Source organism: Kitasatospora sp. HPM-01-4 (genome assembly GCF_051374625.1).
Taxonomy (GTDB): Bacteria; Actinomycetota; Actinomycetes; order Streptomycetales; family Streptomycetaceae; genus Kitasatospora.
The window spans coordinates 7,163,833-7,188,651 of record NZ_JBPQGP010000005.1 but is presented as its reverse complement, the minus strand read 5'-3'; the positions used below and the strand labels follow the sequence as shown (position 1 = coordinate 7,188,651).

The 24,819-nt window shown below is 71.1% G+C and carries 22 protein-coding genes and 1 riboswitch; of the genes, 9 read left to right on the top strand and 13 right to left on the bottom strand.

Going from position 1 to position 24,819, the window contains the following annotated elements; all coding sequences use genetic code 11:
* Positions 1-216: 216 nt before the first annotated feature.
* Positions 217-453 (bottom strand): DUF397 domain-containing protein, encoded by a 237-nt coding sequence (locus ACSMTC_RS31405; protein WP_436564867.1) that lies wholly within the window; start codon positions 451-453, stop codon positions 217-219.
* A 448-nt stretch (positions 454-901) separates the two neighbouring features.
* On the opposite strand from ACSMTC_RS31405, the gene ACSMTC_RS31400 reads away from it, so the two are divergent.
* The 3 genes from ACSMTC_RS31400 (at position 902) to ACSMTC_RS31390 (ending at position 4,161) form a co-directional block, all read left to right on the top strand.
* Entirely contained in the window at positions 902-1,819 is a 918-nt protein-coding gene (locus ACSMTC_RS31400; protein WP_436563112.1) for a sirohydrochlorin chelatase family protein, read from the top strand.
* A gap of 531 nt (positions 1,820-2,350) precedes the next feature.
* Positions 2,351-2,522: riboswitch (cyclic di-AMP (ydaO/yuaA leader) on the top strand.
* 7 nt (positions 2,523-2,529) lie between these two features.
* Entirely contained in the window at positions 2,530-3,675 is a 1,146-nt protein-coding gene (locus tag ACSMTC_RS31395) for a transglycosylase family protein (RefSeq protein ID WP_436563111.1), read from the top strand.
* Positions 3,676-3,960: 285 nt separating this feature from the next.
* A complete protein-coding gene (locus tag ACSMTC_RS31390) occupies positions 3,961-4,161 on the top strand; it encodes a hypothetical protein (RefSeq protein ID WP_436563110.1) in 201 nt (66 codons plus the stop codon).
* A 7-nt stretch (positions 4,162-4,168) separates the two neighbouring features.
* Here the strand turns inward: ACSMTC_RS31390 and ACSMTC_RS31385 are convergent, their stop codons facing one another.
* The 6 genes from ACSMTC_RS31385 to ACSMTC_RS31360 all read right to left on the bottom strand — a co-directional run bounded on the left by ACSMTC_RS31385 (position 4,169) and on the right by ACSMTC_RS31360 (position 11,263).
* Entirely contained in the window at positions 4,169-4,738 is a 570-nt protein-coding gene (locus ACSMTC_RS31385; protein ID WP_436563109.1) for a hypothetical protein, read from the bottom strand.
* 237 nt (positions 4,739-4,975) lie between these two features.
* Positions 4,976-6,019 carry a LacI family DNA-binding transcriptional regulator gene (locus ACSMTC_RS31380; RefSeq protein WP_436563108.1) on the bottom strand — a complete coding sequence of 348 codons (1,044 nt, stop codon included), beginning with the start codon at positions 6,017-6,019 and terminating at the stop codon, positions 4,976-4,978.
* Between the two features lies 1 nt (position 6,020).
* On the bottom strand, positions 6,021-7,739 hold the full coding sequence (locus ACSMTC_RS31375; RefSeq protein ID WP_436563107.1) for a glycoside hydrolase family 13 protein: 1,719 nt from the start codon (positions 7,737-7,739) through the stop codon (positions 6,021-6,023).
* Between the two features lie 59 nt (positions 7,740-7,798).
* The gene (locus ACSMTC_RS31370; RefSeq protein ID WP_436564866.1) at positions 7,799-8,701 is read right to left on the bottom strand and encodes a sugar ABC transporter permease; all 903 of its coding nucleotides are present in this window, start codon (positions 8,699-8,701) and stop codon (positions 7,799-7,801) included.
* Positions 8,702-8,751: 50 nt separating this feature from the next.
* Positions 8,752-9,750, bottom strand: a complete 999-nt coding sequence (locus ACSMTC_RS31365) for a carbohydrate ABC transporter permease (protein ID WP_436563106.1) — start codon at positions 9,748-9,750, stop codon at positions 8,752-8,754.
* 229 nt (positions 9,751-9,979) lie between these two features.
* Positions 9,980-11,263, bottom strand: coding sequence for an extracellular solute-binding protein (locus ACSMTC_RS31360; RefSeq protein ID WP_436563105.1), 1,284 nt, complete (start codon positions 11,261-11,263; stop codon positions 9,980-9,982).
* 378 nt (positions 11,264-11,641) lie between these two features.
* On the opposite strand from ACSMTC_RS31360, the gene ACSMTC_RS31355 reads away from it, so the two are divergent.
* Positions 11,642-12,841 (top strand): globin domain-containing protein, encoded by a 1,200-nt coding sequence (locus ACSMTC_RS31355; protein ID WP_436564865.1) that lies wholly within the window; start codon positions 11,642-11,644, stop codon positions 12,839-12,841.
* A gap of 132 nt (positions 12,842-12,973) precedes the next feature.
* On the opposite strand, the gene ACSMTC_RS31350 is transcribed toward ACSMTC_RS31355, so the two are convergent.
* The 3 genes from ACSMTC_RS31350 to ACSMTC_RS31340 form a co-directional block, all read right to left on the bottom strand.
* Positions 12,974-13,627 (bottom strand): helix-turn-helix transcriptional regulator, encoded by a 654-nt coding sequence (locus ACSMTC_RS31350; protein ID WP_436563104.1) that lies wholly within the window; start codon positions 13,625-13,627, stop codon positions 12,974-12,976.
* A gap of 152 nt (positions 13,628-13,779) precedes the next feature.
* Positions 13,780-14,847 carry an aldose epimerase family protein gene (locus tag ACSMTC_RS31345; protein WP_436563103.1) on the bottom strand — a complete coding sequence of 356 codons (1,068 nt, stop codon included), beginning with the start codon at positions 14,845-14,847 and terminating at the stop codon, positions 13,780-13,782.
* 202 nt (positions 14,848-15,049) lie between these two features.
* Positions 15,050-18,055 carry an ATP-binding protein gene (locus ACSMTC_RS31340; RefSeq protein ID WP_436563102.1) on the bottom strand — a complete coding sequence of 1,002 codons (3,006 nt, stop codon included), beginning with the start codon at positions 18,053-18,055 and terminating at the stop codon, positions 15,050-15,052.
* 280 nt (positions 18,056-18,335) lie between these two features.
* On the opposite strand from ACSMTC_RS31340, the gene ACSMTC_RS31335 reads away from it, so the two are divergent.
* The 3 genes from ACSMTC_RS31335 to ACSMTC_RS31325 all read left to right on the top strand — a co-directional run bounded on the left by ACSMTC_RS31335 (position 18,336) and on the right by ACSMTC_RS31325 (position 21,504).
* Positions 18,336-19,286, top strand: coding sequence for a terpene synthase family protein (locus ACSMTC_RS31335; RefSeq protein ID WP_436563101.1), 951 nt, complete (start codon positions 18,336-18,338; stop codon positions 19,284-19,286).
* 315 nt (positions 19,287-19,601) lie between these two features.
* The gene (exaC, locus tag ACSMTC_RS31330) at positions 19,602-21,125 is read left to right on the top strand and encodes an acetaldehyde dehydrogenase ExaC (RefSeq protein WP_436563100.1); all 1,524 of its coding nucleotides are present in this window, start codon (positions 19,602-19,604) and stop codon (positions 21,123-21,125) included.
* Between the two features lies 1 nt (position 21,126).
* Positions 21,127-21,504, top strand: coding sequence for a DUF779 domain-containing protein (locus tag ACSMTC_RS31325; RefSeq protein ID WP_436563099.1), 378 nt, complete (start codon positions 21,127-21,129; stop codon positions 21,502-21,504).
* A 66-nt stretch (positions 21,505-21,570) separates the two neighbouring features.
* Here the strand turns inward: ACSMTC_RS31325 and ACSMTC_RS31320 are convergent, their stop codons facing one another.
* Positions 21,571-21,765: an SHOCT domain-containing protein gene (locus tag ACSMTC_RS31320; RefSeq protein WP_436563098.1), complete on the bottom strand. Its 195-nt coding sequence runs from the start codon at positions 21,763-21,765 to the stop codon at positions 21,571-21,573.
* Positions 21,766-21,772: 7 nt separating this feature from the next.
* Entirely contained in the window at positions 21,773-22,204 is a 432-nt protein-coding gene (locus ACSMTC_RS31315) for a DUF6325 family protein (RefSeq protein WP_436563097.1), read from the bottom strand.
* Positions 22,205-22,385: 181 nt separating this feature from the next.
* Between ACSMTC_RS31315 and ACSMTC_RS31310 the strand changes: the two genes are divergently transcribed.
* Both ACSMTC_RS31310 and ACSMTC_RS31305 read left to right on the top strand, forming a co-directional pair.
* Positions 22,386-22,709 carry a nuclear transport factor 2-like protein gene (locus ACSMTC_RS31310; RefSeq protein WP_436563096.1) on the top strand — a complete coding sequence of 108 codons (324 nt, stop codon included), beginning with the start codon at positions 22,386-22,388 and terminating at the stop codon, positions 22,707-22,709.
* A 114-nt stretch (positions 22,710-22,823) separates the two neighbouring features.
* On the top strand, positions 22,824-23,801 hold the full coding sequence (locus ACSMTC_RS31305; RefSeq protein ID WP_436563095.1) for an acetylxylan esterase: 978 nt from the start codon (positions 22,824-22,826) through the stop codon (positions 23,799-23,801).
* A 345-nt stretch (positions 23,802-24,146) separates the two neighbouring features.
* On the opposite strand, the gene ACSMTC_RS31300 is transcribed toward ACSMTC_RS31305, so the two are convergent.
* Positions 24,147-24,815 carry an NlpC/P60 family protein gene (locus ACSMTC_RS31300; RefSeq protein WP_436563094.1) on the bottom strand — a complete coding sequence of 223 codons (669 nt, stop codon included), beginning with the start codon at positions 24,813-24,815 and terminating at the stop codon, positions 24,147-24,149.
* Positions 24,816-24,819: the final 4 nt, after the last annotated feature.

Below are 24,819 nucleotides of genomic sequence, written 5' to 3'. Positions count from 1 at the left end.
GACGGACGCCGGCCCGCGGACGGCCCCGAACGGCCACCGCCGACTCCGCGCGACCCCGAGGCGAGCGACCCCGAGGCGAGCGGCCCCGAGGCGAGCGGCCCCGAGGCGAGCGGCCCCGAAGCGAACAGCCCCGAAGCGAACAGCCCCCGGAAACGATGGAGGCCGCCGTGGTGATCGATCCCACGACGGCCTGTAGCAAGAGAGTTGACGGGTGGTTCAGCCCGCCAGATGGTCGAACTCCCCGTCCTTCGCGCCGAGCAGCATCGCGGCGATCTCCGCCCGGGTGTAAATCAGCGCCGGCCCCTCGGGAAACCGCGAGTTGCGCATCGCCACTTCACCGCCCGGCAGTGCGGCGAACTCCACGCAGTTACCCTGCGAATTGCTGTACCGGCTCTTCTGCCAGACCACACCATCGAGGTCCGTGGCCGCCATGCCGTTGTACGTTTCCTGCATCTCTTGCACCGGATTCTCCAGACCTGCCGGGCTTACGCCCTACTTGACGCGATGATAGCTCCAGTGCACGTGCATCAGCACGGGACATTGCTTGTGCAGCCGAGCGTGTCGGAATGTACGCCAACCACTCCGCTTGACCGTCTTTGACGGAACGTAAGTGGACATAGCCCGGCGAATCGGAGCCCGGCCGATGACTGCCCGTACCGGGCCTGCGCCACCGTGTTGATCTTCGTAGGCCGGGCGTCGGACGCACGGTCCGCCGCCCGCGATCACCTGTGAGACACGTCACCAGGGACGGGAGCTGACGGGGTTTCGGTTGCGTGATGCGACCGACCGTCAGCAAGGATTGGGTAATTTGGTGGTAATTGTCCCGGTTACTAGCAGGTTCGATGTCAACTCTCGGGATCCGGATGCAGTCCTGCCTGCCGAATGTCCTACGATCTCCGCCATGAGCACCGCAGCCATCCCGGGCGCGCCACTGCCCGTCCGCACTCCAGGCTCCCGTGCGCGGGGGCGCCACCGCCGTCCTGAGCGCCCCGAGGTCCCTGCCGGTTCCCCGGCCCTGCTGCTTGCCGTCCCCGCCGCGGCCGGACCCGAGGCAAGCCCGATCGTCGAGGAACTGCTGTCCATCGTGCGCGGCGAGCAGCCGGGCACCGAGACCGCCGCCGGCTACCTGGTCGGCGAGCACCTTGCCGCCGGTGCGCCGGAGGGCGACACGGAGAACGGCGACCAGGCCGCCCCCACCGTGGCCGCAGTACTCGCCCAGGCCGCCGAGGCGGGCCTGCCGGCACCCGTCGTGATCCCGCTGCTGGCCGGCCCGCACGACTTCCTGACGGCTCTGTACAGGCTGGCCGACGAGACGGGAGCCGCCGTCACCGATGCGCTCGGCCCGCACCCACTGCTGGCCGAAGCCGTGCACGTGCGGCTCTCCGAGGCCGGTCTGGCCCGCGCCGACCGCGCCCGACTGTTCGCCATCACCACCGCGGCCGACGGTGTGGTACTGACCGTCGTCGGCGGCGAGGAGGCCGCCGCGGCGGCCGGAATCACCGGTGTACTGCTGGCCGCCCGGCTCGCGGTGCCCGTGGTGGCCGCCGCCCTGGACGTACCGGGCTCGGTGGCCGCCGCGGTCGAGCACCTGAAGGCCACCGGTTCACAGCGTCCCGCGCTCGCCCCACTGGTCATCGGCCCGGAGGCCGACCCCGAGCTGCTGGCCACGGCGGCCGAGGAGACCGGCTGCCCGAGCGCGGCCCCGCTCGGCGCCTACCCGACCGTCGGTCAGCTGATCGCCTCCACCTACCTGAGCGCACTGAACATCCCGGGCCCGGGTGAGGCCCCTGCCGCCGTCGCGGAACAGCCCGCCGGCTGAGCGCCCGACAGACCCGTTCGAGAGGCCCCCTCCGAGGGGCCTCTCGGCGTTTCCGGGCCCGCCGGGGGCCATCCGGCACCCGGGACCCCAAGGGCGCGCCCGTCCGCCGGTCCCGCCTCCGAGAGCCGTACGGCCGGGGGCGGGTGGAGAGTTGGTGAACTCACTGCGACATCCACCCCATCAACTCACAATTCGGACATTTGCCACCACCCTCTTCATCGGGCGGCGCCGACCCGGATTCCGCTCCCCCGGGGACTTCTCAAAAGTTTCACAACCGGTTGCCCGATCCGGGCCGAAATTGCCGTGGCATCACCTGAAAGGCAGGCAGATCGCAACCCGTGCAGATCGCCTGAGAGAGGCCCATCGAATTTCCAGGAAATGTCCATTCGCATTCGATCTTGAGGAATCGGCGAATAGCCTGTGAGGGAACTCACAGGTGTTTGCAGTTTCAACTTAAGTCTGCTTAACGTGCTCCCCGTTCGTTGACACACGGACCCAGCTCATCCGGAACGCCGAGTCCTGCCGCCGGAGCAGTTGGTACCGCAGAACGCACCTACGGCAGGGGCGGGGGAACCAGGTAAGTCGCCCGAGAGGCGGTCAGCAGTGGCCGACTCCGGGCTTGGGGTGAAGCCGTGCGCAGCACGGCCGGGCAACTCCAGCCCGAATCCGACAGCTCACCTCGCAGGCGTGGGAGAGGAACGCACACCTTCATGCTGCCCATCAACGCCAACAAGCGTGCCCGCCGTCTGATCGCCGCCACCGGTGTGGTCGGTCTCGGCCTCTCGATCCCCGCCCTCGTCGCGTCCGGCGCGTCCGCCGCCTCCGTCTCCACCTGGGACAAGGTCGCGCAGTGCGAGAGCGGCGGCGACTGGGGCATCAACACCGGCAACGGCTTCTACGGCGGCCTCCAGTTCACCTCCTCCACCTGGGCCGCCTTCGGTGGCACCCAGTACGCCCCGCAGGCCAACCAGGCGACCAAGGCGCAGCAGATCGCCGTCGCCGAGAAGGTTCTCGCCTCGCAGGGCCCCGGCGCCTGGCCGGTCTGCTCGGTGAAGGCCGGTCTGACCAAGGGCGGCGCCGCCGCCCAGGTCGACACCTCCGCTCCGGCCGCCGCCCCGAGCACCGCCGCGACCACCGCGCCGAAGACCGCGCAGGCTCCCGCCGCCAAGCGGCAGAGCGCCCCGGCCGCCGCCGGGCAGGCCACGAACGGCACCAAGTACACCGTGGTGGACGGCGACTGGCTGTCGAGCATCGCCACGAAGAACAGCGTCGACGGTGGCTGGCAGAAGCTGTACGACCTCAACCGGTCGGTGCTGACCCAGGGTCCGGACGTCATCTTCCCGGGCCAGCAGCTGGCTCTCGGCGGCACCGCCACCGCCGCGCCGCAGCAGGACGCCCCGAAGCCGGCCCCCAAGCAGAGCAGCAGCCCCAGCACCCCGGCTCCGGCTCCGGCCCCGGCCCCGGCCAAGCCCGCCGCTCCGGCCGCGCCCGCGACCGGCAGCAAGGCCGCCGCGATCAACTTCGCGCTCTCCAAGGTCGGCCAGGCCTACGTCTACGGCGGCAGCAGCGACGGTGGCTGGGACTGCTCCGGCCTGACCCAGGCCGCGTTCCGCCAGGCCGGCATCTCGCTTCCGCGAGTCGCCGCCGACCAGGCCGATGCCTCCACCCGCGTCTCGCTGGACAGCCTGCAGCCGGGCGACCTGCTGTTCTGGTCCAACAACGGCAGCAACTCGGGCGTCTACCACGTCGCCATCTACATCGGTGACGGCAAGTACGTCGAGGCCGCCAACCCGAAGTCGGGCGTGAAGACCGAGACCATCGCCAACTGGGCCCCGGACTTCGCCGGCCGCGTCTGACGGTCTCCGGACACTCCCTGAGCGGTTCCACCGCAAGGCCGCTGTCCCCGGTGCTCTGGTCGGCGCCGGGGACAGCGGCCTCTGCCGGTACGGCTGCCGGCGCGGGGAGTCCCACGAAGGCCCCCCGGCCCGGGCAGGGGCTCCCTCCGGGCGGTTCCCGCGCCCTGCGAGGAGGGGAGCGCGGGCACTCGGCGAGTCCGCGTCAGGGTGGCAGGCTGGCCAAGCGGTTCCCGCGCCCCTAGAGTGCGTGGTCGCACCCAACTGCCGCAGGGGAGGGGAACGGCCATGGCACGGGTCACCATCAGTCTCGACAGCGATCTGGCGATCGAGGTCATGCTGCTGACCGGCACCAGGAGTCCGCAGGATGCGGTCGAGTTGGTCGTCCGCGACTATCTGGCCGCCGGCCGCCGTACCGAGGCCCGCACCGGCGATGCCGCCGACGCACACCGGGTCGGCGAGGAGAGGCGCACCCCGCAGGAGGGCTGAGCAGCGGTCATCCGGCCTTTCCCGGCTCCGCCTCGCCCTCCTCCGCGCGGTCCGTGCTCCCGCCCTTGCCCCGTCTCCTGTCGTGCCGGGGCCAGCGGGCGCGGGTGAAGACCATGAGACCCGCGAAGATCACTGCCGCGATGACCGCGCCGATCAGGGTCGAGCCGCGGAACCAGGGCGCCCTGACGTCCATCACCCGCTGTCCGGCGTGTGCTCCGCTGCCGGTGCCCACCACGACGCCCAGCGTCCAGAGGTTGGGCAGTGCCAGCACCAGCGCGAGGATCAGCCAGCTGAGCGTCACCTTCCAGGACCGTCGCCGGTGCAGACCGGCCCAGGCCGCCAGCAGCGGCAGCAGCGTGAAGCAGATTCCGAAGACGAGCCCCAGCAGCAGTCCCACGCTCAGGTGCCCGTTCACCATGGAGCCCACCCGCTGCGACCACCAGCGCGGCACCGTCGCGGCCCAGCCGAAGTAGACGATCACCCCGGCGACCACCAGTCCCACGCCGAGCAGCAGCCGCCTGCGCCAGATCGGCCACGCGGCGTTCTCCACCGTCCGGGGAGTCCGACCAGCTCTCATGTCTCGATGCTGGCCACAGTCGGCCCCCGCCCGCAGCGCGAGCCGAGGACCGTTGCCCTCCCGAGGACGGCGGACGGGCCCAGCGGCCGGTCGAACACCGGCGGACCGGCGCTACTCCATCCGGGCGACCCCGGATCCCCGAACCCCACGTCCGCACATCCGCACGTCACGGCAGCACGTCGGCCCGCCGGGCAGTACACCCGACGGGCCGACGTGGTCCGGGACCTCCCGGGAACCTCAGTGCGCCCTGGCCCCCGTGGAGCCGCGCATCACCAGTTCCGGCTGGAACATGAACTCGGCGCGCTGCCCGGGGTTCCCTCCGACCTCCTCGAGGAGTGCGTCCACCGCGGCCGTGGCCATCGCCTCGACCGGCTGGCGGATGGTGGTCAGCGGCGGCTCGGTGAAGGCGATCAGCGGCGAGTCGTCGAAGCCGACCACCGAGACGTCCTGCGGCACCGACAGGCCGCGCTGACGGACCGCGCGGATCGCGCCGAGCGCCATCATGTCGCTGCCGCAGACGATCGCCGTGCAGCCCTGGTCCAGCAGGGCGCCCGCGGCCGCGTGCCCGCCCTCCACGCTGAACAGCGTGTGGTGGACCAGGGCTTCGGCCTCCTCCTGGGTCCTGCCGAGCAGTTCCTGGACGGCCGCTGTGAATCCCTCGATCTTGCGCAGCACCGGCACGTACCGGCGCTGGCCGACGGCCAGGCCGATCTTCTCGTGCCCGAGCTCGACCAGATGCTGCACGGCCATCCACATCGCGGCCCGGTCGTCCGGCGAGATGAACGGCGCCGAGATCTTCTCGCTGTAGCCGTTGATCAGGACGAACGGCACCTGGCGACCGGTCAGTCTGTTGTACCGGTCGTGGTCGGCGGTGGTGTCCGCGTGCAGCCCGGAGACGAAGACGATGCCCGCGACGCCGCGGTCGACCAGCATCTCGACCAGTTCGTCCTCGGTCGACCCGCCCGGGGTCTGGGTGCACAGCACCGGCGTGAAGCCGTGGCGGCTGAGCACCTGCTCGATCACCTGCGCCAGCGCGGGGAAGATCGGATTGCTCAGCTCCGGGGTGATCAGCCCGATCAGGCCGGCACTGCGCTGGCGCAGCCGGGTCGGCCGCTCGTAGCCGAGCACGTCGAGCGCCGCCAGCACGTTCTGCCGTGTGGTGGCGGAGACGCCTGCCTTGCCGTTGAGGACGCGGCTGACGGTGGCCTCGCTGACCCCCGCCTGCGCCGCGATGTCCGAGAGTCGCGCCGTAGTCACGGTCCCGAAGCCTATTGCAACCATGTCAGACCGCCCACCATGTGGTGCTGTCCGCCTGCAGTACGGCCTGGTCACCGGTGACCTCGGTGTTCCCGGTGGAGCAGAGCAGGACCCTGCCGGGCGCGGTGACGGTGACCGCCTCGGCGGTGGTGTTCACGGTGCAGACGAAGGAGCCGCCCTCCTCGCCCGTGGCGCTGTCCCGGCGGAAGGCCAGCGTGCCCTCGGGGCTGTCCAGCCAGGTCACCTCGGTGCCGCCGCCGAGTGCGGGCTGGGCCCGGCGGACGGCGAGGGCGGAGCGGTAGAGCTCCAGGGTGGAGGTCGGGTCGCCGGTCTGCGCCTCGACGCTGAGTGCCGCCCACTCGGCGGGCTGGGGCAGCCAGCTGGGGCCGCCGGCGGTCGGGCCGAAGCCGTACGGGGCCTCGGTGCCGGACCACGGGATCGGCACCCGGCAGCCGTCGCGGAAGCCGTCCTGGCCGGCCTTGCGGAAGAAGGAGGGGTCCTGGCGGACCTCGTCGGGCAGGTCGGTGACGTCCGGCAGGCCGAGCTCCTCGCCCTGGTAGAGGTAGGCGGAGCCGGGCAGGGCGAGCATCAGCAGGGTGGCGGCGCGGGCGCGGCGCAGGCCGAGTTCGCGGTCGCCGGGGGTGCGGATCTGGGTATTGCCGGGCGGGTTGCCGAAGCGGGTGGCGTGCCGGGTGACGTCGTGGTTGGAGAGCACCCAGGTGGTGGGGGCGTCCACCGGCCGCATCGAGTCCAGCGAGAGGTCGATGACCTCGCGCAGTGCGGCGGAGTCCCAGTAGGTGCTCAGGTACTGGAAGTTGAAGGCCTGGTGCAGCTCGTCGGAGCGGACGTAGTTGGCGGTGCGCTGGACGGTCGGGGTCCAGGCCTCGGCGACGCCGATCCGCTCGCCCGGGTACTCGTCGAGGATCCTCCGCCAGGAGCGGTAGATCTCGTGCACGCCGTCCTGGTCGAAGAACGGCATCACGTCGTTGCCGAGCAGCTTGAGCTGGTCGCCCGCGCCTATGTCGGGCAGGCCCTCGGCCTTGACCAGGCCGTGCGCGACGTCGATCCGGAAGCCGTCCACGCCCATGTCCAGCCAGAACCGCAGGATGGAGCGGAACTCGTCGGCGACGGCCGGGTTCTCCCAGTTGAAGTCGGGCTGCTCGGGGGCGAACAGGTGCAGGTACCAGTCGCCCGGGGTGCCGTCGGGGTTCTCGGTACGGGTCCAGGCCGGGCCGCCGAAGATGGACTCCCAGTCGTTGGGCGGGAGTTCGCCGTTCTCCCCCTTGCCGGGGCGGAAGTGGTACCGGTCGCGCAGCGGGGAGGCGGGGCCCTCGCGCAGCGCGCGCTGGAACCACTCGTGCTGGTCCGAGGAGTGGTTGGGGACCAGGTCCACGATGATCCGCAGCCCCAGTGCGTGGGCGTCGCGGATCAGCGCGTCGGCGTCCAGCAGGGTGCCGAACATCGGGTCCACCGCACGGTAGTCGGCCACGTCGTACCCGGCGTCGGCCTGCGGGGAGGCGTAGAACGGGGAGAGCCAGACCGCGTCCACGCCGAGGTCGCGCAGGTAGGGCAGGCGGCTGCGGATACCGGGCAGGTCGCCCATACCGTCGCCGTTGGAGTCGGCGAAGCTGCGCGGGTACACCTGGTAGATGACCGCGTCGCGCCACCAGCCTCTGCTCTCACCGGCGTTCGCGGCGGTCGGCGCTGCGGCGGGCCGGGAGGTGTCGGCCAGGTTCTGGGTCATCGGACAAGTCATCCTTTGAGGAATCAGAGGAAACGGTTGCTGATCGGCCTGGTAAGGGATCAGGACTTCGCGGCACCGGCGGTCAGGCCGGTGACCAGGTGCTTCTGGACCAGGTAGAAGAAGAGCGCGGCCGGCAGTGCGATCAGCACCGAGGTCGCGGCCATCAGCTGCCACTGCGCGTCGTGCTCGCTGATGTAGGTCTGCAGGCCCACCGCCAGGGTGTACTTGTCGGAGCTGAGCATGAAGGTCGAGGCGAACGGGACCTCGGCCCAGGCGGTGAGGAAGGAGTAGAACGCGGCGACCGCCAGGCCGGGGCGGGCCAGCGGCATGATCAGCCGCCAGAACGTCCCGAACGGGGTGAGCCCGTCCACCCGGCCGGCCTCGTCGATCTCCACCGGGATGGTGTCGAAGTAGCCCTTCATCAGCCAGGCGCAGTACGGGACGATGGTGCCCGCGTAGGTGAGGATCAGACCGAGGTAGCTGTCCAGCAGGTCGAGGCTGGAGAGGATGGTGTACATCGGCACGATCACCACGGCGATCGGGAACATCTGGGTGAGCAGCAGGGTCCACATCAGCTGGCGGTGGCCGGGGAAGCGCATCCGGGACACCGCGTAGCCGGTGGTGGCGGCGACCAGCACGGAGAAGACCGTGGTGCCGAGCGCGACCAGCAGCGAGTTGCCGAACCAGACGGGGAAGTCGGTGTGCTGCAGCACGAAGCCGTAGTTGGTCAGGCTCATCTTGCCGAGGATGTCGCCCGGGTGCAGGTAGTCGGTCTTGTCCGGGCCAAGCGAGATCCAGGCGATCCACAGCACCGGGAAGAGCGCGATCAGCGAGGCGACGGTGAGCAGTCCGTGCAGCAGCGCCGTGCGGGCCGGTCCGCGTTCGCCGCGCGCCCTTCTCGGGGGCTCGGCGGCCGGCGCGGACTGCGCGGCGTCGGTGGGGAGTTCGGTGGAGACGCTCATTCGCTGGCCTGCCTCGTCGTGGTCGGTGGGGACTGCGGCGGTCCGCGTCATCACGCGTTCTCCTCGTTGCGGACCTGCCAGCGGCGGTAGAAGCTGGTGAAGACGACCAGGATCGAGAGCAGCAGCACCCCGTAGGTGGCCGACTCGGCGTAGGCGCGCGGCTGCTGGCCGAAGCCGAGGCGGTAGGCCCAGGTGACCAGGATCTGGGCGTCCGGCGAGCCGTTGCCCAGCAGCAGGAAGATGATGGCGAACTGGTTGAAGGTCCAGATCACGCCGAGCAGGACGACGGTGCTGCTGACGGTGCGCAGCCCGGGCAGGGTGACGTAGCGGAAGCGCTGCCAGGGGGTGGCTCCGTCCATCTCGGCCGCCTCGTAGAGCTCGGCCGGGATGGACTGCAGTCCGCCGAGCAGCGAGACCATCATGAACGGCACGCCGCACCAGGTGTTGACGATGACGGCGGCGGCCTTGGAGGCGAGCGGGTCGCTGAGCCAGGAGGGCTGCGGCAGGTGCAGGAAGCCGAGGAAGGAGTTGACCACTCCGCTGTCGGAGAGCATCAGCCGCCAGGAGAAGACGGTGACGAAGGTGGGCACGGCCCAGGGCAGGATCAGCAGCATCCGGTAGGCCAGGCGGCCGCGCAGCTTCTGGTTCAGCAGCATGGCGAGGCCGAGGCCGAGGGTGTAGTGCAGGGTGACGCAGAGGACCGTCCACAGGACCGTCCAGATGAAGTGCGACCAGAAGCGGTCGTAGGAGCCCGGGCCCCAGAGCACGTCGGCGTAGTTGTGCAGGCCGACGAAGTTGAAGCTGTCCGGGATGTGGTTGACGCCGATCTGGCGGCCCACGTTGAGGCTGTTGGCGTCGGTGAGGGTCAGGTAGATGCCCCGCCCCAGCGGGTAGCCGACCAGTACGCCGAGCACGATGACCACCGGCGCGACCATCGCGTAGGCGTACCAGTGTCTGCTGTACGAGAGCCTGACGCGCTGGAGGAGACCGGGCCGCGGTTCGCGGTCGCGGCTGCCCTGGCTGGAAGCGCCCTGCACGGCGACTGCCATCGATCCTCTTTTCGGGAACCACCGACTTCAGCCGGTTGGAATACGTGTGCTGAACCCCGCCGTTGGGCGGTCAGGCCCTGACCGCCGGGAGCCGGCTCCGGCCGGCGCGTGGAAGTCCTCGGCCTGGCCGGGACGGAGTCACCGGTGACACCTTCTCGGACGGGTGTCGCAGAGCCCAGTGGCCGCCCGGCCTACCACTGCGGGTGGTGTAACCGGGCGGCCGATGGCGTTACTTGCTGAAGCCGGGGAGCAGCTTGGCGAAGTCGGTGGCCGCGGTGTCCAGGCCGGACTGGGTGGTGGCCTGGTCCTGCGCGACCTTGGTCAGGTCGGTGCCGAGCGGGGCGAACATCGAGCTGTACTCGGGCAGTTCGGGCCGCGGCTGGGCGACCGGAAGGATGGTCTGGAAGCCGGCGATGCCCGGGTCGGCCTTGACGTCCGCGGTGTAGGCGTCGGAACGGGTCGGCAGGGTGGAGTTCTTCAGGGCGAGGAAGGTCTGGCTCTCGGCGGAGGTCAGGAACGCGGCCAGCTTCTCGGCGGCGGCCTGGTGGGCCTTGTCCGAACCGGCGTAGACCGACACGTTGTGGCCACCGGTCGGGGCGCCGGCCTTGCCGGTGGAGCCGGCCGGGACGGGAGCGATGCCGAGGTTCTTCTTGTCGGCGAAGGCGGAGCCCTTGTAGATGTTGGTGATCTCCCAGGGTCCCTGGATGATCATCGCGGCCTTGCCGTTGTTGAACGCGTCCATCATGTGCGCGTAGGAGTCGGTGGTCACGTCGGCCTTGACGGTGCCGGGCGAGGTGAACATCGACTTGTAGGTGTCGATCGCCTTGACGGCCTCGGGCGTGTTGACGGTGATCTTCTTGTTGGCGGCGTCCACCAGGTTGGTGCCCTCGCCGTAGAGGAACGGCATCGCGTAGTAGCCGTCGCCGGCCCGCATGAACAGGCCGTCCGCGCCGGTCTTGTCCTTGATCTGGGCGGCGTCGGCCTTCAGCTCGTCCCAGGTGGCGGGGGCCTTGTCGATGCCGGCCTTGGCGAACAGGTCCTTGTTGTAGAGCAGGCCGAGGGTGTCGGTGACCAGCGGCACGCCGTACAGCTTGCCCTCGTAGGTGGCCTGCTTGATCAGGCTGGGCTGGAAGGCGGAGACGTCCTTGGCGGCGTCGGTGCCGTCCAGCGGTGCCAGGAAGCCGGCCTTGGCGAAGGCGGCGGTCCAGCCGACCTCGGAGCGGAAGACATCCGGCGCACCCTTGGCGCCCATCGCGGTCTGCAGCTTGTTCTGCGCCTGGTCGAAGGGCACGTTGACGAACGTGACCTTGATGTCGGGGTTCGCGGCCTGGAACTTGTCGATCAGCGCCTTGTAGTTCGGCGCTTCGTTGGTGGCGTTGGAGGTGTCCCAGTAGGTGATGGTCACCGGGCCGTCGGCCTTGCCGTCCGAGCCGGAACCGCCGCTGCTGCCGCACGCAGCAGTCGTGACCGCGAGGGCCGCGATGAGGGCGGAGGCCGCGATGCCACGCCGCATGAGAACTCCTAGGAGGTGGGGGTGCCCGAGATGGTGTAGGGAGCGCGCATAATGGCTCTCCCATGCCGACTGCGCCGTTGCGGCCGTCGGGCTTGGGCAGGAACGTAACAGGGACGCAATCCCTGAAGAAAGGTCTTGCAGCAAGTTTCTGCAAGATCCTGCGATCGTTACGCCCGCGTGTCCTCTGCGTTGCCGCAAGGTAGTCGATCTACGGGCGAGATCTTGGCAATTGTCCGATTTGCAGGGCATTTTCCACCCCACAGGGCGCTATGTGAGGCGCCAGACAGGCCCCCGCTTCCATTTAAAAGGATGAACCTCCTATATATTGATGGTGCTGCCGAACCGCAGCCACTCCGTCAGACCGTGCTGGAGGAATCCGTGCTCTCCCCCGAATCGACCGCGATCGTCCGCGCCACCCTCCCCGCCGTCGGCGCCGCCATCGGCGAGATCACCACACTCTTCTACCGCCGGATGTTCGCCGACCACCCCGAGCTGGAGCGCGACCTCTTCAACCGCGGCAACCAGGCCGCCGGCGACCAGCCCAAGGCGCTGGCCGGTGCGGTCGCCGGCTACGCGACCATGCTGGTCGAGCAGCCGGACGTGCGTCCGGGCGCGATGCTGGCCCGGATCGCGCACAAGCACGTGTCGCTGGGCATCACCGAGGACCAGTACCGGATCGTGCACAAGTACCTCTTCGCCGCGATCGTCGAGGTGCTCGGTGAGGCCGTCACCCCCGAGGTGGCGACCGCCTGGGACGAGGTCTACTGGCTGATGGCCGGTGAACTCATCGCCCTGGAAGCCAAGTTGTACTCCGAGGCGGGAGTCGAGCCGGGCCAGGCCTGGCGCGGGATGACCGTGGTCGCCCGTACCCAGGAGTCCCGCGACGCCGTCTCCTTCACCCTCCGCCCCGCCGACGGCAGCCCCGCCCCGGCCTTCCGGCCCGGCCAGTACGTCAGCGTCGCCGTCCGACTGCCCGACGGCACACGGCAGATCCGCCAGTACAGCCTCTCCGCCGGCCCGGACGGCGCCCAGTGGCGGATCACCGTGAAGCGGATGCACGGCGGGGACACCCCCGCGGGCGAGGTCTCCAACTGGCTGCACGACAACATCGACAGCGGCGACCTGCTCACCGTCTCGCTCCCGTTCGGCGACCTCACCCTGGCCGAGGGCGACGAACCGCTGCTGCTGGCCTCCGCCGGGATCGGCTGCACCCCGATGATCGGCATGCTCGACCACCTGGCGGCCACCGGCTCCGAGCGGGCGGTCACCGTGGTGCACGGCGACCGCTCACCGGCCGACCACGCCCACGCCGAGCAGCTGCGCACTCTCGTCGCCGCCCTGCCCGAGGCCGAGCTGCACCGCTGGTACGAGCAGCCGGCGGAGGCCGACGGCGAGGTGCGCACCGGCCTGGTCGACCTGGCGCAGATCGAGATACCGCAGGGCGTCCGCGCCTACCTGTGCGGACCGCTGCCCTTCATGCGCGCGACCCGCGCCGAACTGCTGCGGCGCGGTGTCCCGGCCCAGTCGATCCACTACGAGGTGTTCGGCCCCGACCTCTGGCTCGCCTCGGGCAACTGAGCCGTCCGGCCGGGGTACGGGCCCCGGCCTGAGTGGTTCACAGCATCCACCGAGACCGAACGGCACCGGGGAACGCGGCGATCCGCGTTCCCCGGTGCCGTTCGGTGCGATCGTTGCCGGTCGCTCCGACGCTCAGCTCCCGGGCTTGGCGATCGAGATGCTGCAGACATGGGGGCCGACGAAGGGGTGCAGACGGAGCGTGCCGGGCTGTCCGGCACGCTCCGCCATCGCGTCCAGCAGACCCTGGTGCACCGAGCAGACCACCTCGGGGTGGCGCTCCGCGTTGTGCTGGAACGGGCAGCCGTGCAGCAGCACCTCGCCGCCGCCCGAGCCCTCGTCGGTCCGCAGTTCCGGCTCGAAGCCCCAGCTGTCGGCAGCCGCGAGCACCTGCTCGGTGAGCGAGCCGGCCGCCCCCTCCTCGGAGGCGCCCCAGATCCGCCCGGCCTCCGCCGCCCGCCGGGCCCGCTCGCCGCTGGTCCCGCCGAAACCGAGCGCCAGCACCTCCACCAGCGTGCGGTAGGCGGCCAGTTGCTCGCGCGCGGGCGCCGCCGCGTACAGCAGCCGGGGGCGACCTCGGCCGCCCGTCGGCTCCTCCTGCCGCACTTCGACCAGACCGGCCTGGACCAGGGCGGTGAGGTGGTGGCGGACCGTGGTGACGTGCTGCCCGACCAGCTCGGCCAGCTGCCGGTTGTCCATCGGCTCGGCCGCATCCGTCAGCGCCTCAAGCAGCGCCCGCCGCGCGGGCAACGCGAGGGCCTTGTGCACAACGGGGTCCGAACTCTCCATTCAGCCAATCTTACGGCGGACGGGCCGGGAGACCATCGGCGCTCACGACGCCGCGGCCGGCCGGGCGGCCCCCGCACCCGGGCGCGCGCCACCGCGCACCGCGGCCTCCCGGGCGCGGGGCCTTCCGGCGCGCTCCCCCGCACCCGGTCCGCTCACCCGGCCACGCCCAGCCGGAGCACCGTGGTCGAGCGGAACTCCTCCCCCGGCCGCAGCTCGGTGGAGGGGTACGAGGGCTGGTGCGGGGAGTCCGGGTAGTGCTGGGTCTCCAGGGCGACGCCCGCGTACCGGCCGTACGGCGCGCCGCTCGCGCCGGTGACCGCACCACGGAAGCTGTTGGCGGTGAAGACCTGGATGCCCGGTTCGGTGGTGAGCACCTCCAGGGTCCGGCCGGTGACCGGGTCCTCCAGGAAGGCCGCGCGGGTCGGCGTGCCGTCGGCGGGACGGGGCCTGAGCGCCCAGTTGTGGTCGTAGCCGCCCGCGCGCAGCTGGGGGTGCTCGTCGTGGATCGCCTTGCCGATCGGCCGGGCGGTGGTGAAGTCGAACGGCGTGCCGGCGACCGGCTCGCACGGGCCGTAGGGGATCAGCCGTTCGTCGACGGGGGTGTACTGGTCCGCGTCCAGGGTGAGCAGATGGCCGAGGACGTCGCCGCTGCCCTCGCCGGAGAGGTTGAAGTAGGCGTGGTTGGTGAGGTTGACCACGGTGGGGCGGTTGGTGGTGGCCCGGTAGTCGATGGTGACGCCGCCGGCGTCGAGGGTGTAGCTGACCCACACCTCCAGCGCGCCGGGAAAGCCCTGGTCGCCGTCGGGGCTGTGGAGGTGGAGCCGGACGCCGCCGGGCACCTCCTCGGCGGTCCAGATCCGGTGGGCGAAGCCGTCCGGGCCGCCGTGCAGGGTGACTCCGCCGCCGGTGGAGGCGAGTTGGTGCTCCTCGCCGTCGACGGTGATCCGGCTGTCGGCGATGCGGTTGGCATAGCGGCCGACGACGGTGCCGTAGTTGCGGGCGGGGCCGAGGATCGCGCCGAGCTCCTCCGTGCTGAGCAGGAGCTGCGCGTCGGCACCGGTGCGGTCGGGTGCGGTGAGGGTGTGCAGGGTCGCCCCCAGGGTGAGCACGGAGGCCGTGATCGGGCCGTTGCGCAGCGTCCAGCGCTCGATCGCGGCTCCCGCGCCTCCGGTGGCGAACTGCGCCCGGCTGACCTCGGTGGTCTCGGACGACTCCGTCATGGCTCGCTCCTCCCTGCGGCCGCCGCCCGACGGCCGCCCCTGGTTCGGGACCTGTACGCGTGCCAGGTTAGCTCCGGCCGCGGTACCCGGCTCGGCTGCGACCCTCCCGCGCCCGACGGTTCGTCAGACTTAGACCGACCGGCAATAGGGCCCGCGGCGTCGCGTGCCGACCTTCACCCACGCTCCCTATTGCCGATCGGTCTTACTCCCCCGGCTGGTCTCCGCCCCTCCCCGGCCCGTCCTCCGACAGTTCCGCATCGGACAGGCCGAGCGCCTCCGCCAGACCTTCCGGACCGCTGCCCGCCTTGCGGTGCACGGCGGCCAGCCGGCGCTGCACCAGGCTGAGCGGGAGGTCGAGCTGTTCGGCGATCCGCTGCGGCGGGATGCCCCGCACGGCGAGCCTGGCGACGTCCCACTCGGGCGCGCTCAGGCCCTCCTTGCTCAGGGTGCGCAGGCGGTTGGGGCGCAGCACCGAGCTGGCCAGTTCGGCCCTGGCCCGGTCGACCAGCCCGTCGGCACCGCAGGTCTGGGCCAGCTCCATGCCCTGGTACAGGTACTCGGCGGCGTCGGTGAGCTGTCCGGCCTTGCGCAGTGCGGCGCCCAGATCGACCAGAGCGCAGGCCAGTTCGTAGCTGGCCGGGGACTGCGAGAGCCAGCGGACGGCCTGCTCCAGCAGCTCGACGGCGCGGTGCCCCTCCCAGAGACCGGCCTGCATCCGCAGCGCGGTGCCGATCGCGGACGCCGAACCGAAGTCCTCGGCCAGGGCGACGGCCCGCGCGGCCAGCACCCGGGCCCGGTCGGGCTCGGTGGGATAGAGCGCCAGCGCGAGGTGCCCGACCCAGGGCGCCCAGACCGTGTTGTGCCAGCCGCGCCGGGTGAGCTGCTCGCCGACCTCCTCGAAGACCTTGACCGCGGCGGCGTGCTCGCCCCTGGCCAGCAGCAGCTTGCCGTAGAGGGTCGGCGCGTCGGGAAGCACCATCGCGGTGGGGTGGTAGGGCGGCGCGAAGTGGTACTTCTGCGCCAGCTGCCAGGCCTCGTCACTGCGGCCGCGGGCCAGCAGGGTGTCGGCCAGCACGCCGACGACGTCCCACTGCAGCGGGATGTCCGGAGCGATCCGCTCGGAGATCCGCAGGCCCTGGCGCAGGTAGTCCTCGGCCTCGACCAGGAAGCCGCGCCGGAACCGGGTGATCCCCATCAGGAAGTACCCGAAGCCCTTGTGCGCGCCGCTCCAGCCGGACATCTCGAAGCCGAGGACGGCGTCGGAGAACAGCTTCTCGGCGCGGGCGAGCTGGTCGGTGTAGGCGTAGGTCAGGCCGATCAGCCCGGGCAGTTCGAAACCCCAGATGGTGTTGGTCCAGCCCATCTCCTTAGGCAGCCGGCCGTTCTCCAGGGCCCGGTCGGCCAGCTCGATCGCCTTGGTCACCGACTCGCCGCGCAGGGTGAGGTCCCAGGCGCACATCGCGCGGACCACCCGCTCGGGCACGGTGTCGCCGGTCAGCGTGCTGGCCAGTTCGTTCAGCTTGCGGGAGCGGCCCTGACCGTCCTCCTCGTCGCGCTGCCACGCCACCCACATGAAGTGCAGGGCCTGGAGCCGGAGTTTGCCGGGCCCGGGTTCGGTGATCTCGGCCTCGCGGCGGCAGACCTCGGCGGCCTCGACCACCTCGCCCGAGTGCGCGAGCGCCTCGGAGAGCCGGAACGCGGCGTCCACCCGGAGCTCGGGGCTGAGGCCCGGATCGAGTGACAGCGCCAGCTTCAGCTGGTTGACGGTGGCGCCCGGGTCGGTGAGCAGGGCGGCGCAGCCCGCCTCGTACAGCACCTCGGCCCGGTCGTCGTCGTCCGGTGGCTCGGAGAGTGCCCGGGCCAGGCAGCGCTGGGCGGCCTCGGGCGCGCCGATCGCCAGGTGCTCGGCGGCAGCGGCGCGCAGCTTGCGGACCATCCGGTCGTCGCCCTCGGGGTGGGTCTCCAGCAGATGGCGGGAGGCCTCCAGCAGGGAGCCGCCGTTGTTCTCGATGATGGTGGCGGCCATGCCGTGCATTCCGGTGCGGGTACCGGCGGGCATGGACTGGTAGATCGAGGTGGCGATCAGCGGGTGGACGAACTCCAGCCGCCCGCTGGGCGTGCTGGTGAGGATCCGGTGCTTGCGCAGCTGGCGGACGGACTCGTCGGCCTCGGCCGTGCCCTGGGCGGAGATGCTGGCGGCGAAGCTCTGCTTGATGTCGGTGCCCAGCAGCGCCGCGGCCCAGGCGAACCGCAGGGTGCTCGGGCCGAGCTTGGCCAGCCAGTGCTGGAGGGTCATGCCCTTGGCGGCGGCGGCCAGGTCGCGCAGCTGGGGGCTGTTGGCCTCGACGGGGTCGAGGCACTGGTCGTGCACCTCGCGCAGCAGGGCGGTGGTGTCGTAGGGGTTGCCCGCGGTGACGGCCCAGACCTGGCGGCAGAACGCGTCCTCGGCGTCCTCGCCGAGGGCGGCGCGGACCAGCTTGGCGACGGAGGCCGGATTGAGCGGGCGCAGTTCGTGGCGGCGAGTGGCCTGGGCCTCGATCTGCTGCTGGAGGACCCGGGCCTCGTCCGCGTACTCGTCGCGGTAGGCGAAGACCAGCAGGACCGGCAGATGGCGGGTGCGGGCCGCGAAGGAGGCCAGCCAGCCGAGCGACTCCTGGTCGGCCCAGTGCAGGTCGTCCACCACCATCACCAACGGCGCACGGCGGGGCGCGAGTTGGCTGAGCAGATAGTCCAGGCCGTCCTGCACGCCCTGCGGGTCGAGCCGCTCGACCTCGTCGGAGGGCGGGACCAGTCCGATGGCCGGGCCGACGATGCCGTACCAGGCCCCGAAGACCTCGGCCAGGTCCTCCTTGTCGAGCGTGCCGAGCACCGGAAGCAGCAACTGCCGCAGCACGTGGAAGGGTTCGGTCGTCTGCCGCTGGCCGCCTCGGCCGGAGAGCACGGTGCACCCCGGGCGGAGTCCGGCCAGCCGCCGGACCTGGTCGAGGACACTGGTCTTGCCGCCACCGCCCGGGGCGGTGTAGACCAGCAGCTCGCCGATCTCGGTGCCGCCGGCCGCGAAGCGGCGGCAGAGCCGGTCCAACGCCTCTTCGGCGGATCGGAGTTCGGCCTCGCGCTCGTGCAGCGGCTGCGGCCTTTCGGCATCAACCGGCGGGACACCTCCTCCCCACCCGCCCTCGTCCGCCGGTCCGTTCTGCTGTTCGGCCACCGTTCCCCTCCGCCTCACCTGATTGTCGGTCCGCTGCCGAGACTATCCCCGCAAACCTCCAAGTGTGGACCATTCCCGCAGGCTGCGACGGGCTTTCGGGATTCGAAACTGGCGGCGAGGGCAAATGCCCTGTTATCTCTAACACCTGATGATCGGATCGACTACTGTTCCGCCCGGTAATGGCAATTGATCTTCGCCATTCGATCGTCACCGCACAGGAGTCCAGCAGGTCCGCCAGCTCAGAGAGCACCACCGATACCCCAGCAGCACCGGGAGTCCGATGTCCGACGACACCTCACTTGAGCTTCCGTTCACCCACCGCCGCAACCCCCATCAGACCGAGGCCGCCGACCGCCATCTCGAATGGCTCCAACGCCACCGCGAGCTGGCCGCCGTCGTCAGCGGATCAACCTACACCGGTTGGGACATCACGGAACTCGCCTCCCTGGTCTACCCCGAGAGCTCCGCCGAGGACCTGGCCCTGGCCGCCGACCTCATGGGGTTCTACTTCCTCTTCGACGACCAGTTCGACGGCCCGCTCGGGCGCCGCCCCGAGCAGGTGGCCCTGATCTGCGAACGGCTCTCCGCCATCGCGCACGGCACCCTCACGGCTGTCACCTCACCCTCCGAACACGCCTTCGCCGACCTCTGGCGGCGCATCACCCTCGGCATGACGGACCGTTGGCGCGCACGGGCCGCCTGCAACTGGGAGTACTACTTCGCCTGCCACCCCGCGGAGGCCGCCGGCCGGACCATCGGTCAGCCGCCGGACCGGGAGGGATATCTCACGCTCAGACGCGGTACCGCGGCGATGGAGAGCATCTTCGACATGATCGAGCGGCTCGGCCACTTCGAGGTGCCGCAGCACGTCATGCACCACCCGCTGTTCCGGCAGCTTCGCCAACTCGCGGCCGACATCCCGTCGTTCACCAATGACGTGCGCTCCTTCGCGCAGGAGTCCGAGCGCGGCGACGTGGCCAACCTGGTGATGATCGTCCGGCGGGACCGCTGCTGCTCCACCGAGGAGGCCTGCGCGGTGGTCTGGGACGAGGCCCAGCGCATGGCCGACCGGTTCTGCGACCTGCGCGACCAACTCCCGGACGTCTGCCGCTCGATGGCGCTGGACCCGGCCCAGCGGCTGGCCGCCGAGCGCTACGCCGACGGCATGGCGCTCTGGCTCGCGGGCTACCTCCACTGGGAGTCCCACACCGGCCGCTACCACCACTGCTGAACCCCGCCGGGCGCACCGGGCGCGGTCCGGCCGACCGCGCCCGCCGCGGCCGCGGGCTCGCCCACACGGCTCACCGCGGTCACCCCTTAGAGGCAATCGGGCGCACAACTCCGGTTGTACGCCCCTGGTTTGATCAAGTGCGCACCATGGCGGCCGGGGCCGGGCACGGCTAGGGTGCAGCGCGAGAGCACCGAGCCCTGGGGCCGGCGCCGTTCTCCGAGTACGTGCCCGGCCGGTCCGCACGGGCTCGGCGGGCCCGTGCGCCGTCCGGCCGACCCGCGGGCGGCACCCGACGCAGCGAGGAGCACCATCGACATGACCGTCTACCAGCCCCCGGGCCGACCGGGCAGCATCGTCGGCTACCACCCCCGCTACGAGCACTGGATCGGCGGCGCCTGGACCCCGCCCGTCCGCGGGCAGTATTTCGAGAACCCCACACCGGTCACCGGCGAGACCTTCACCGAGATGGCGCGGGGCACCGCCGAGGACGTCGAGGCGGCCCTGGACGCCGCGCACGCCGCCGCACCGGCCTGGGGCCGCACCGCTCCGGCCGAGCGCGCCGGGCTGCTGCTGCGGATCGCCGACCGGATGGAGCAGCACCTGGACGAGCTGGCGGTCGCCGAGAGCTGGGAGAACGGCAAGCCGGTCCGCGAGACCCTGGCCGCCGACCTGCCGCTGGCCGTGGACCACCTGCGCTACTTCGCCGGTGCGCTGCGCGCCCAGGAGGGCGGTCTCTCCCAGCTCGACGAGGACACCGTGGCGTACCACTTCCACGAGCCGCTGGGCGTGGTCGGCCAGATCATCCCGTGGAACTTCCCGCTGCTGATGGCGATGTGGAAGCTGGCCCCGGCACTGGCGGCGGGCAACACCGTGGTGCTCAAGCCCGCCGAGCAGACCCCGGCCTCGATCATGCTGCTGATGGAGCTGATCGCCGACCTGGTGCCGCCGGGCGTCATCAACGTGGTGAACGGCTTCGGCGTCGAGGCGGGCAAGCCGCTGGCCTCCAGCTCGCGGATCCGGAAGATCTCCTTCACCGGCGAGACCACCACCGGCCGCCTGATCATGCAGTACGCCAGCGGCAACCTGATCCCGGTCAGCCTGGAGCTGGGCGGCAAGAGCCCCAACCTCTTCTTCGCCGACGTCGCCGACCGGCGTGACGGCTTCTACGACAAGGCACTCGAGGGCTTCGCCATGTTCGCCCTCAACCAGGGCGAGGTGTGCACCTGTCCGAGCCGGGCGCTGATCCAGTCCTCGATCTACGACTCCTTCCTCGGCGACGGCCTGGAGCGGGTCCGCGGGATGCGCCAGGGCAACCCGCTGGACACCGAGACCATGGTCGGCGCCCAGGCCAGCAACGACCAGCTGGAGAAGATCCTCTCGTACATCGACATCGGCCAGGCCGAGGGCGCCAAGGTGCTGGCCGGCGGTGAGCGGGTCGACCTCGGCGGGGAACTGTCCGGCGGCTACTACGTCGCCCCCACCGTCTTCGAGGGCACCAACGACATGCGGATCTTCCAGGAGGAGATCTTCGGCCCGGTCGTGGCGGTCACCCGCTTCGAGGACTTCGAGGACGCGGTCGACATCGCCAACGACACCCTGTACGGACTCGGCGCGGGCGTCTGGAGCCGCGACGGTTCGACGGCGTACCGGGCAGGGCGGGCCATCCAGGCCGGACGGGTGTGGACCAACTGCTACCACCACTACCCCGCCCATGCCGCGTTCGGCGGCTACAAGAACTCCGGCATCGGCCGCGAGACCCACAAGATGCTGCTCGAGCACTACCAGCAGACCAAGAACCTGCTGGTCAGCTACAGCGGACAGGCGCAGGGGTTCTTCTAGGATGCGCCCCTCCCGGGTCTCGGTGACCCCGCAGGCCGCCGAGCTGCTGCGGCAGCTCGGCGGCGAGCACGGACCGCTGATGTTCCACCAGTCCGGCGGCTGCTGCGACGGTTCGGCGCCGATGTGCTACCCGGCCGGGGAACTGCTGGTCTCCCCGGAGACCGACCGGCTGCTCGGCGAACTGGAGGTGGACGGGCTCGACCCGATCCCGGTCTGGATGGCCAGGGACCAGTTCGCGTACTGGTCGCACACCCACCTCACCATCGACGTGGTGCCCGGCCGGGGCAGCGGCTTCTCCCTGGAGTCCCCGACCGGCCGGCGCTTCCTGACCCGCTCCCGCCTCCTCACCGACGAGGAGGCGGCCGCCCTGGACGGCTGAGGCCAGGGCGGCACGGAGGACCCGCGCCACCGGCCGCCCGCCCGTGTCCGCCCGCACGGCGGTGGCTCACTCCGCCAGGAGCCGCGCCTTCACCAGCTCGAACTCCTCCGGGGTGAGCACCCCGTGCTCCACCAGCCTGCCGAGCTCGCCCAGCCGCCCGGCCGGGTCGCCGGCGGCCGGTCCCCGCATCAGCGGTGCCCCCGCCGGCCTGGCGACCCCCATCGCACGGACCGACCGCACCGGATCCAGTGCACGGACCACGACTCCCTCACTCTCCGTTCACCGCACGGGCCTTGGCCACCCGCACGGCCTTCTCGATGTTCTCCGGCGGAATCCGCACGCCCGAGGCGATCCGCCCGCCGACCCCGCGCAGTGCGTCCGCCGCGGCCTGCGCCCAGACGTGCTCGATCAGCACCAGCAGCGCCACCGTGCCGGGCTCCAGCATCCCGGCGGCCACCTGGGCGTCCTCCGGACCGATCAGCGGCAGCACGTTCGCGTGGCCGCCGCCCCCGACTCCCCTGAGGTGTTCGAAGTCGGCGAGCTCCCCGTAGCTGGCCTCGCCGTCCGGGTGCCGGGTGACGACCAGCGAGTCGATCACCCGGATGTCGCCGCCGGTCCGCAGCTTGCACAGCGCCGACGCCGCCTCGACGGTGATGGTCTCCTGCGGAAACGTCAGAACGAGCAGTTCGGCCGGCCCCATCCGAGGCTCCCTTCCGGTCGGAATCACCCCATATCGGGATCTAAGCACACCGTTACGCCGATTCACCGGAGGTGTCCGCCGCACCCGCGACGACACCTCGGACGGAGAGTGCGCGGCCCACCGCGGTGTGCGACAGTGCTGGCGATCCGTCCAACCCCTCCCGAATCTGAGGAGCCGTCAGATGACCATCGCCGTGGCCAAACTGTCCGACCCGACCGTCCGCGCCGCGGTCGCCGCGATCAACGCCAACGACCGCAAGGCCTTCCTCGCACTGCTGACCGATGACGCGACGATGTCGGACGACGGCTCGGACCGCGACCTGCTGCCGTGGATCGACCGCGAGATCTTCTCCTCCCACGGCCACATGGAGGTCCAGACCGAGTCCGACGGCGGCCGCGCGCTGATCGCCGACTTCACCAACGAGACCTGGGGCGAGATGCGCACCGCCTGGCGCTTCGTGGTCAGCGACGGCAGGATCAGCCGCTTCGAGACCGGCCAGGCCTGATCCCCGCCGACCGACCGCACCTCCCAGGCCTTCGGAACAATCGGGTGGCACTTGGACGTTGACGGCGCCAGCACAAGATCGTCACTGTCGCACTCCCCTTTCCAGGAGACCACCGTGCCACTGACCGACATGTCGTACCAGGACCTGGTGACCTACCGTCCGGCCCTGACCGAGCCCGCCGACTTCGACGCCTTCTGGGCCGGGACGCTGGCCGAAGCCCGGGCGGCCGGCGGCGAGGTACGGCTGACGCCCGTGACCGACTCGCTGCTCACCACCGTGGACGCGTACGACGTGCGCTTCCCCGGCTGGCGCGGCGAGCCGATCGCGGGCTGGCTGCTCACCCCGCGCGGCGCCACCGGCCCGCTGCCGACCGTGATCGAGTACCTCGGCTACAGCCAGGGCCGCGGCCTGCCCACCGAGCGGCTGCTCTACCCCTCGGCCGGCTACGCGTACTTCGTCATGGACACCCGGGGCCAGGGCCACGACACGCCGGACCGGCACGAGGGCCCGGCCTCGCAGTGGTACGCCGGGTTCATGACCAAGGGCGTCGACGCGCCCGAGAACTACTACTACCGCCGCCTGTTCGCCGACGCCGTCCGGGCCGTGGACGCGGTGCGCGGTCTCGACCTGGTGGACCCGGAGCGGCTGGTGGTCTCCGGGGACAGCCAGGGCGGAGGTGTCGCGCTGGCCACCGCCGCACTGGCCGGCGAAGCAGTGGCCGGGGTCATCGCCAACGTGCCGTTCCTGCAGCACTTCCGGCGCGCGACGGAGATCTCGGGCACCGGGCCGTACCCGGAGATCGTCAACTATCTGCGCAGGAACGGCCGGGAGAGGGTCGAGCAGACCTTCCGCACCCTCTCCTACTTCGACGGCGTGCACCTGGCCGGACGGGCCGCCGTCCCCGCCCTCTACAGCGTCGGCCTGATGGACTCGACCTGCCCGCCCTCCACCGTCTTCGCCTCCTACAACCGCTACGGAGGCGAAAAGGCCATCCAGGTCTGGGAGTTCGCCGACCACGCCGGCGGCCAGGGTACTCAGGACCGCCGCCAGCTGGAGTGGCTGCGCGACCAGGGCCTCGGCCCGAAGTCCTGAGCTGCCACCGGTCCGGATCCGCCGGGCGGTGAATCCCGCGAGCGCGCGCCGGCGCCCCGCCGAATCACGGTCCGGCCGACTCGCTCCGGCCGGGCCGCCCCGGCCGACTCGCTCCGACCGACTCGCTCCGACCGACTCGCTCCGACCGAATCACAGTCGGGCCGAGCCACGGTCCGGCCGGGCCGTTGTAAGCGGCCTCACACCGCGCCGTCTCACATCGCGGACGGCCGGGGCCCCCAGGCCCGGCCTGCGGCCGCGCCCGGACATGCCGGGAGCCGGTCCCCATGACGCGGGGACCGGCTCTCGACCGTGTCGCTCCTCACAGGACCGCGAGGCGCGCTCCCGCTACCAGCGGGCGTGGTGGTACCAGCCCGACGCGGGAGCGGGGGTGGTGGAGGTGCTCGACGTGCTCGACGTGCTCGACGAGCTCGACGAGCTCGACGAGCTCGACGAGCTCGATCCGGCGGAGGTGCTCGACGTGGTGCCGGAGCCCGTGATCTTCTCGTAGCGCAGCGGGGTGTAGTAGCTGGTGGGCCAGCCGGCCAGCGAGCTGGCGTTGATGTTGCCCTGGTACTCGTTGGTGAGCACGCCGCGGTTCTGCTCCGAGAAGTAGGTGAAGGTCCCGGCGGCCTTGTCGATCCAGTTGCCGAAGAGGACCACGTGATCGGCCGTGTAGTCGAGGGCGTCGCCGCTCTGGAGCTCGGAGGTGGAGATCCTGGTGGCGACGTTCGGGAGCGTGGAGGTGACCAGGCTGGAGCCCAGGTGCCAAGCCATGGAGACGAAGCCGGAGCAGTCCTCGCGATAGCTGCCGTTGGCGTCGGTGTGCGTGGCGCCCTGGTTGTAGGGCACGCCCTCGGCGACCCAGCTCTTGGCCCGCTGGATGACCTCGTCGCGCGAGATGCCGCCGCCGACGGGGGAGGCCGCGTGCGCGGGAGCGGCGACGATCAGCGAGGTGGCGCCGGCTCCGAGGAGGCCGGCGAGGCAGCGGCGGAAGAGCGGTCCGTACTTGGGCATGGGA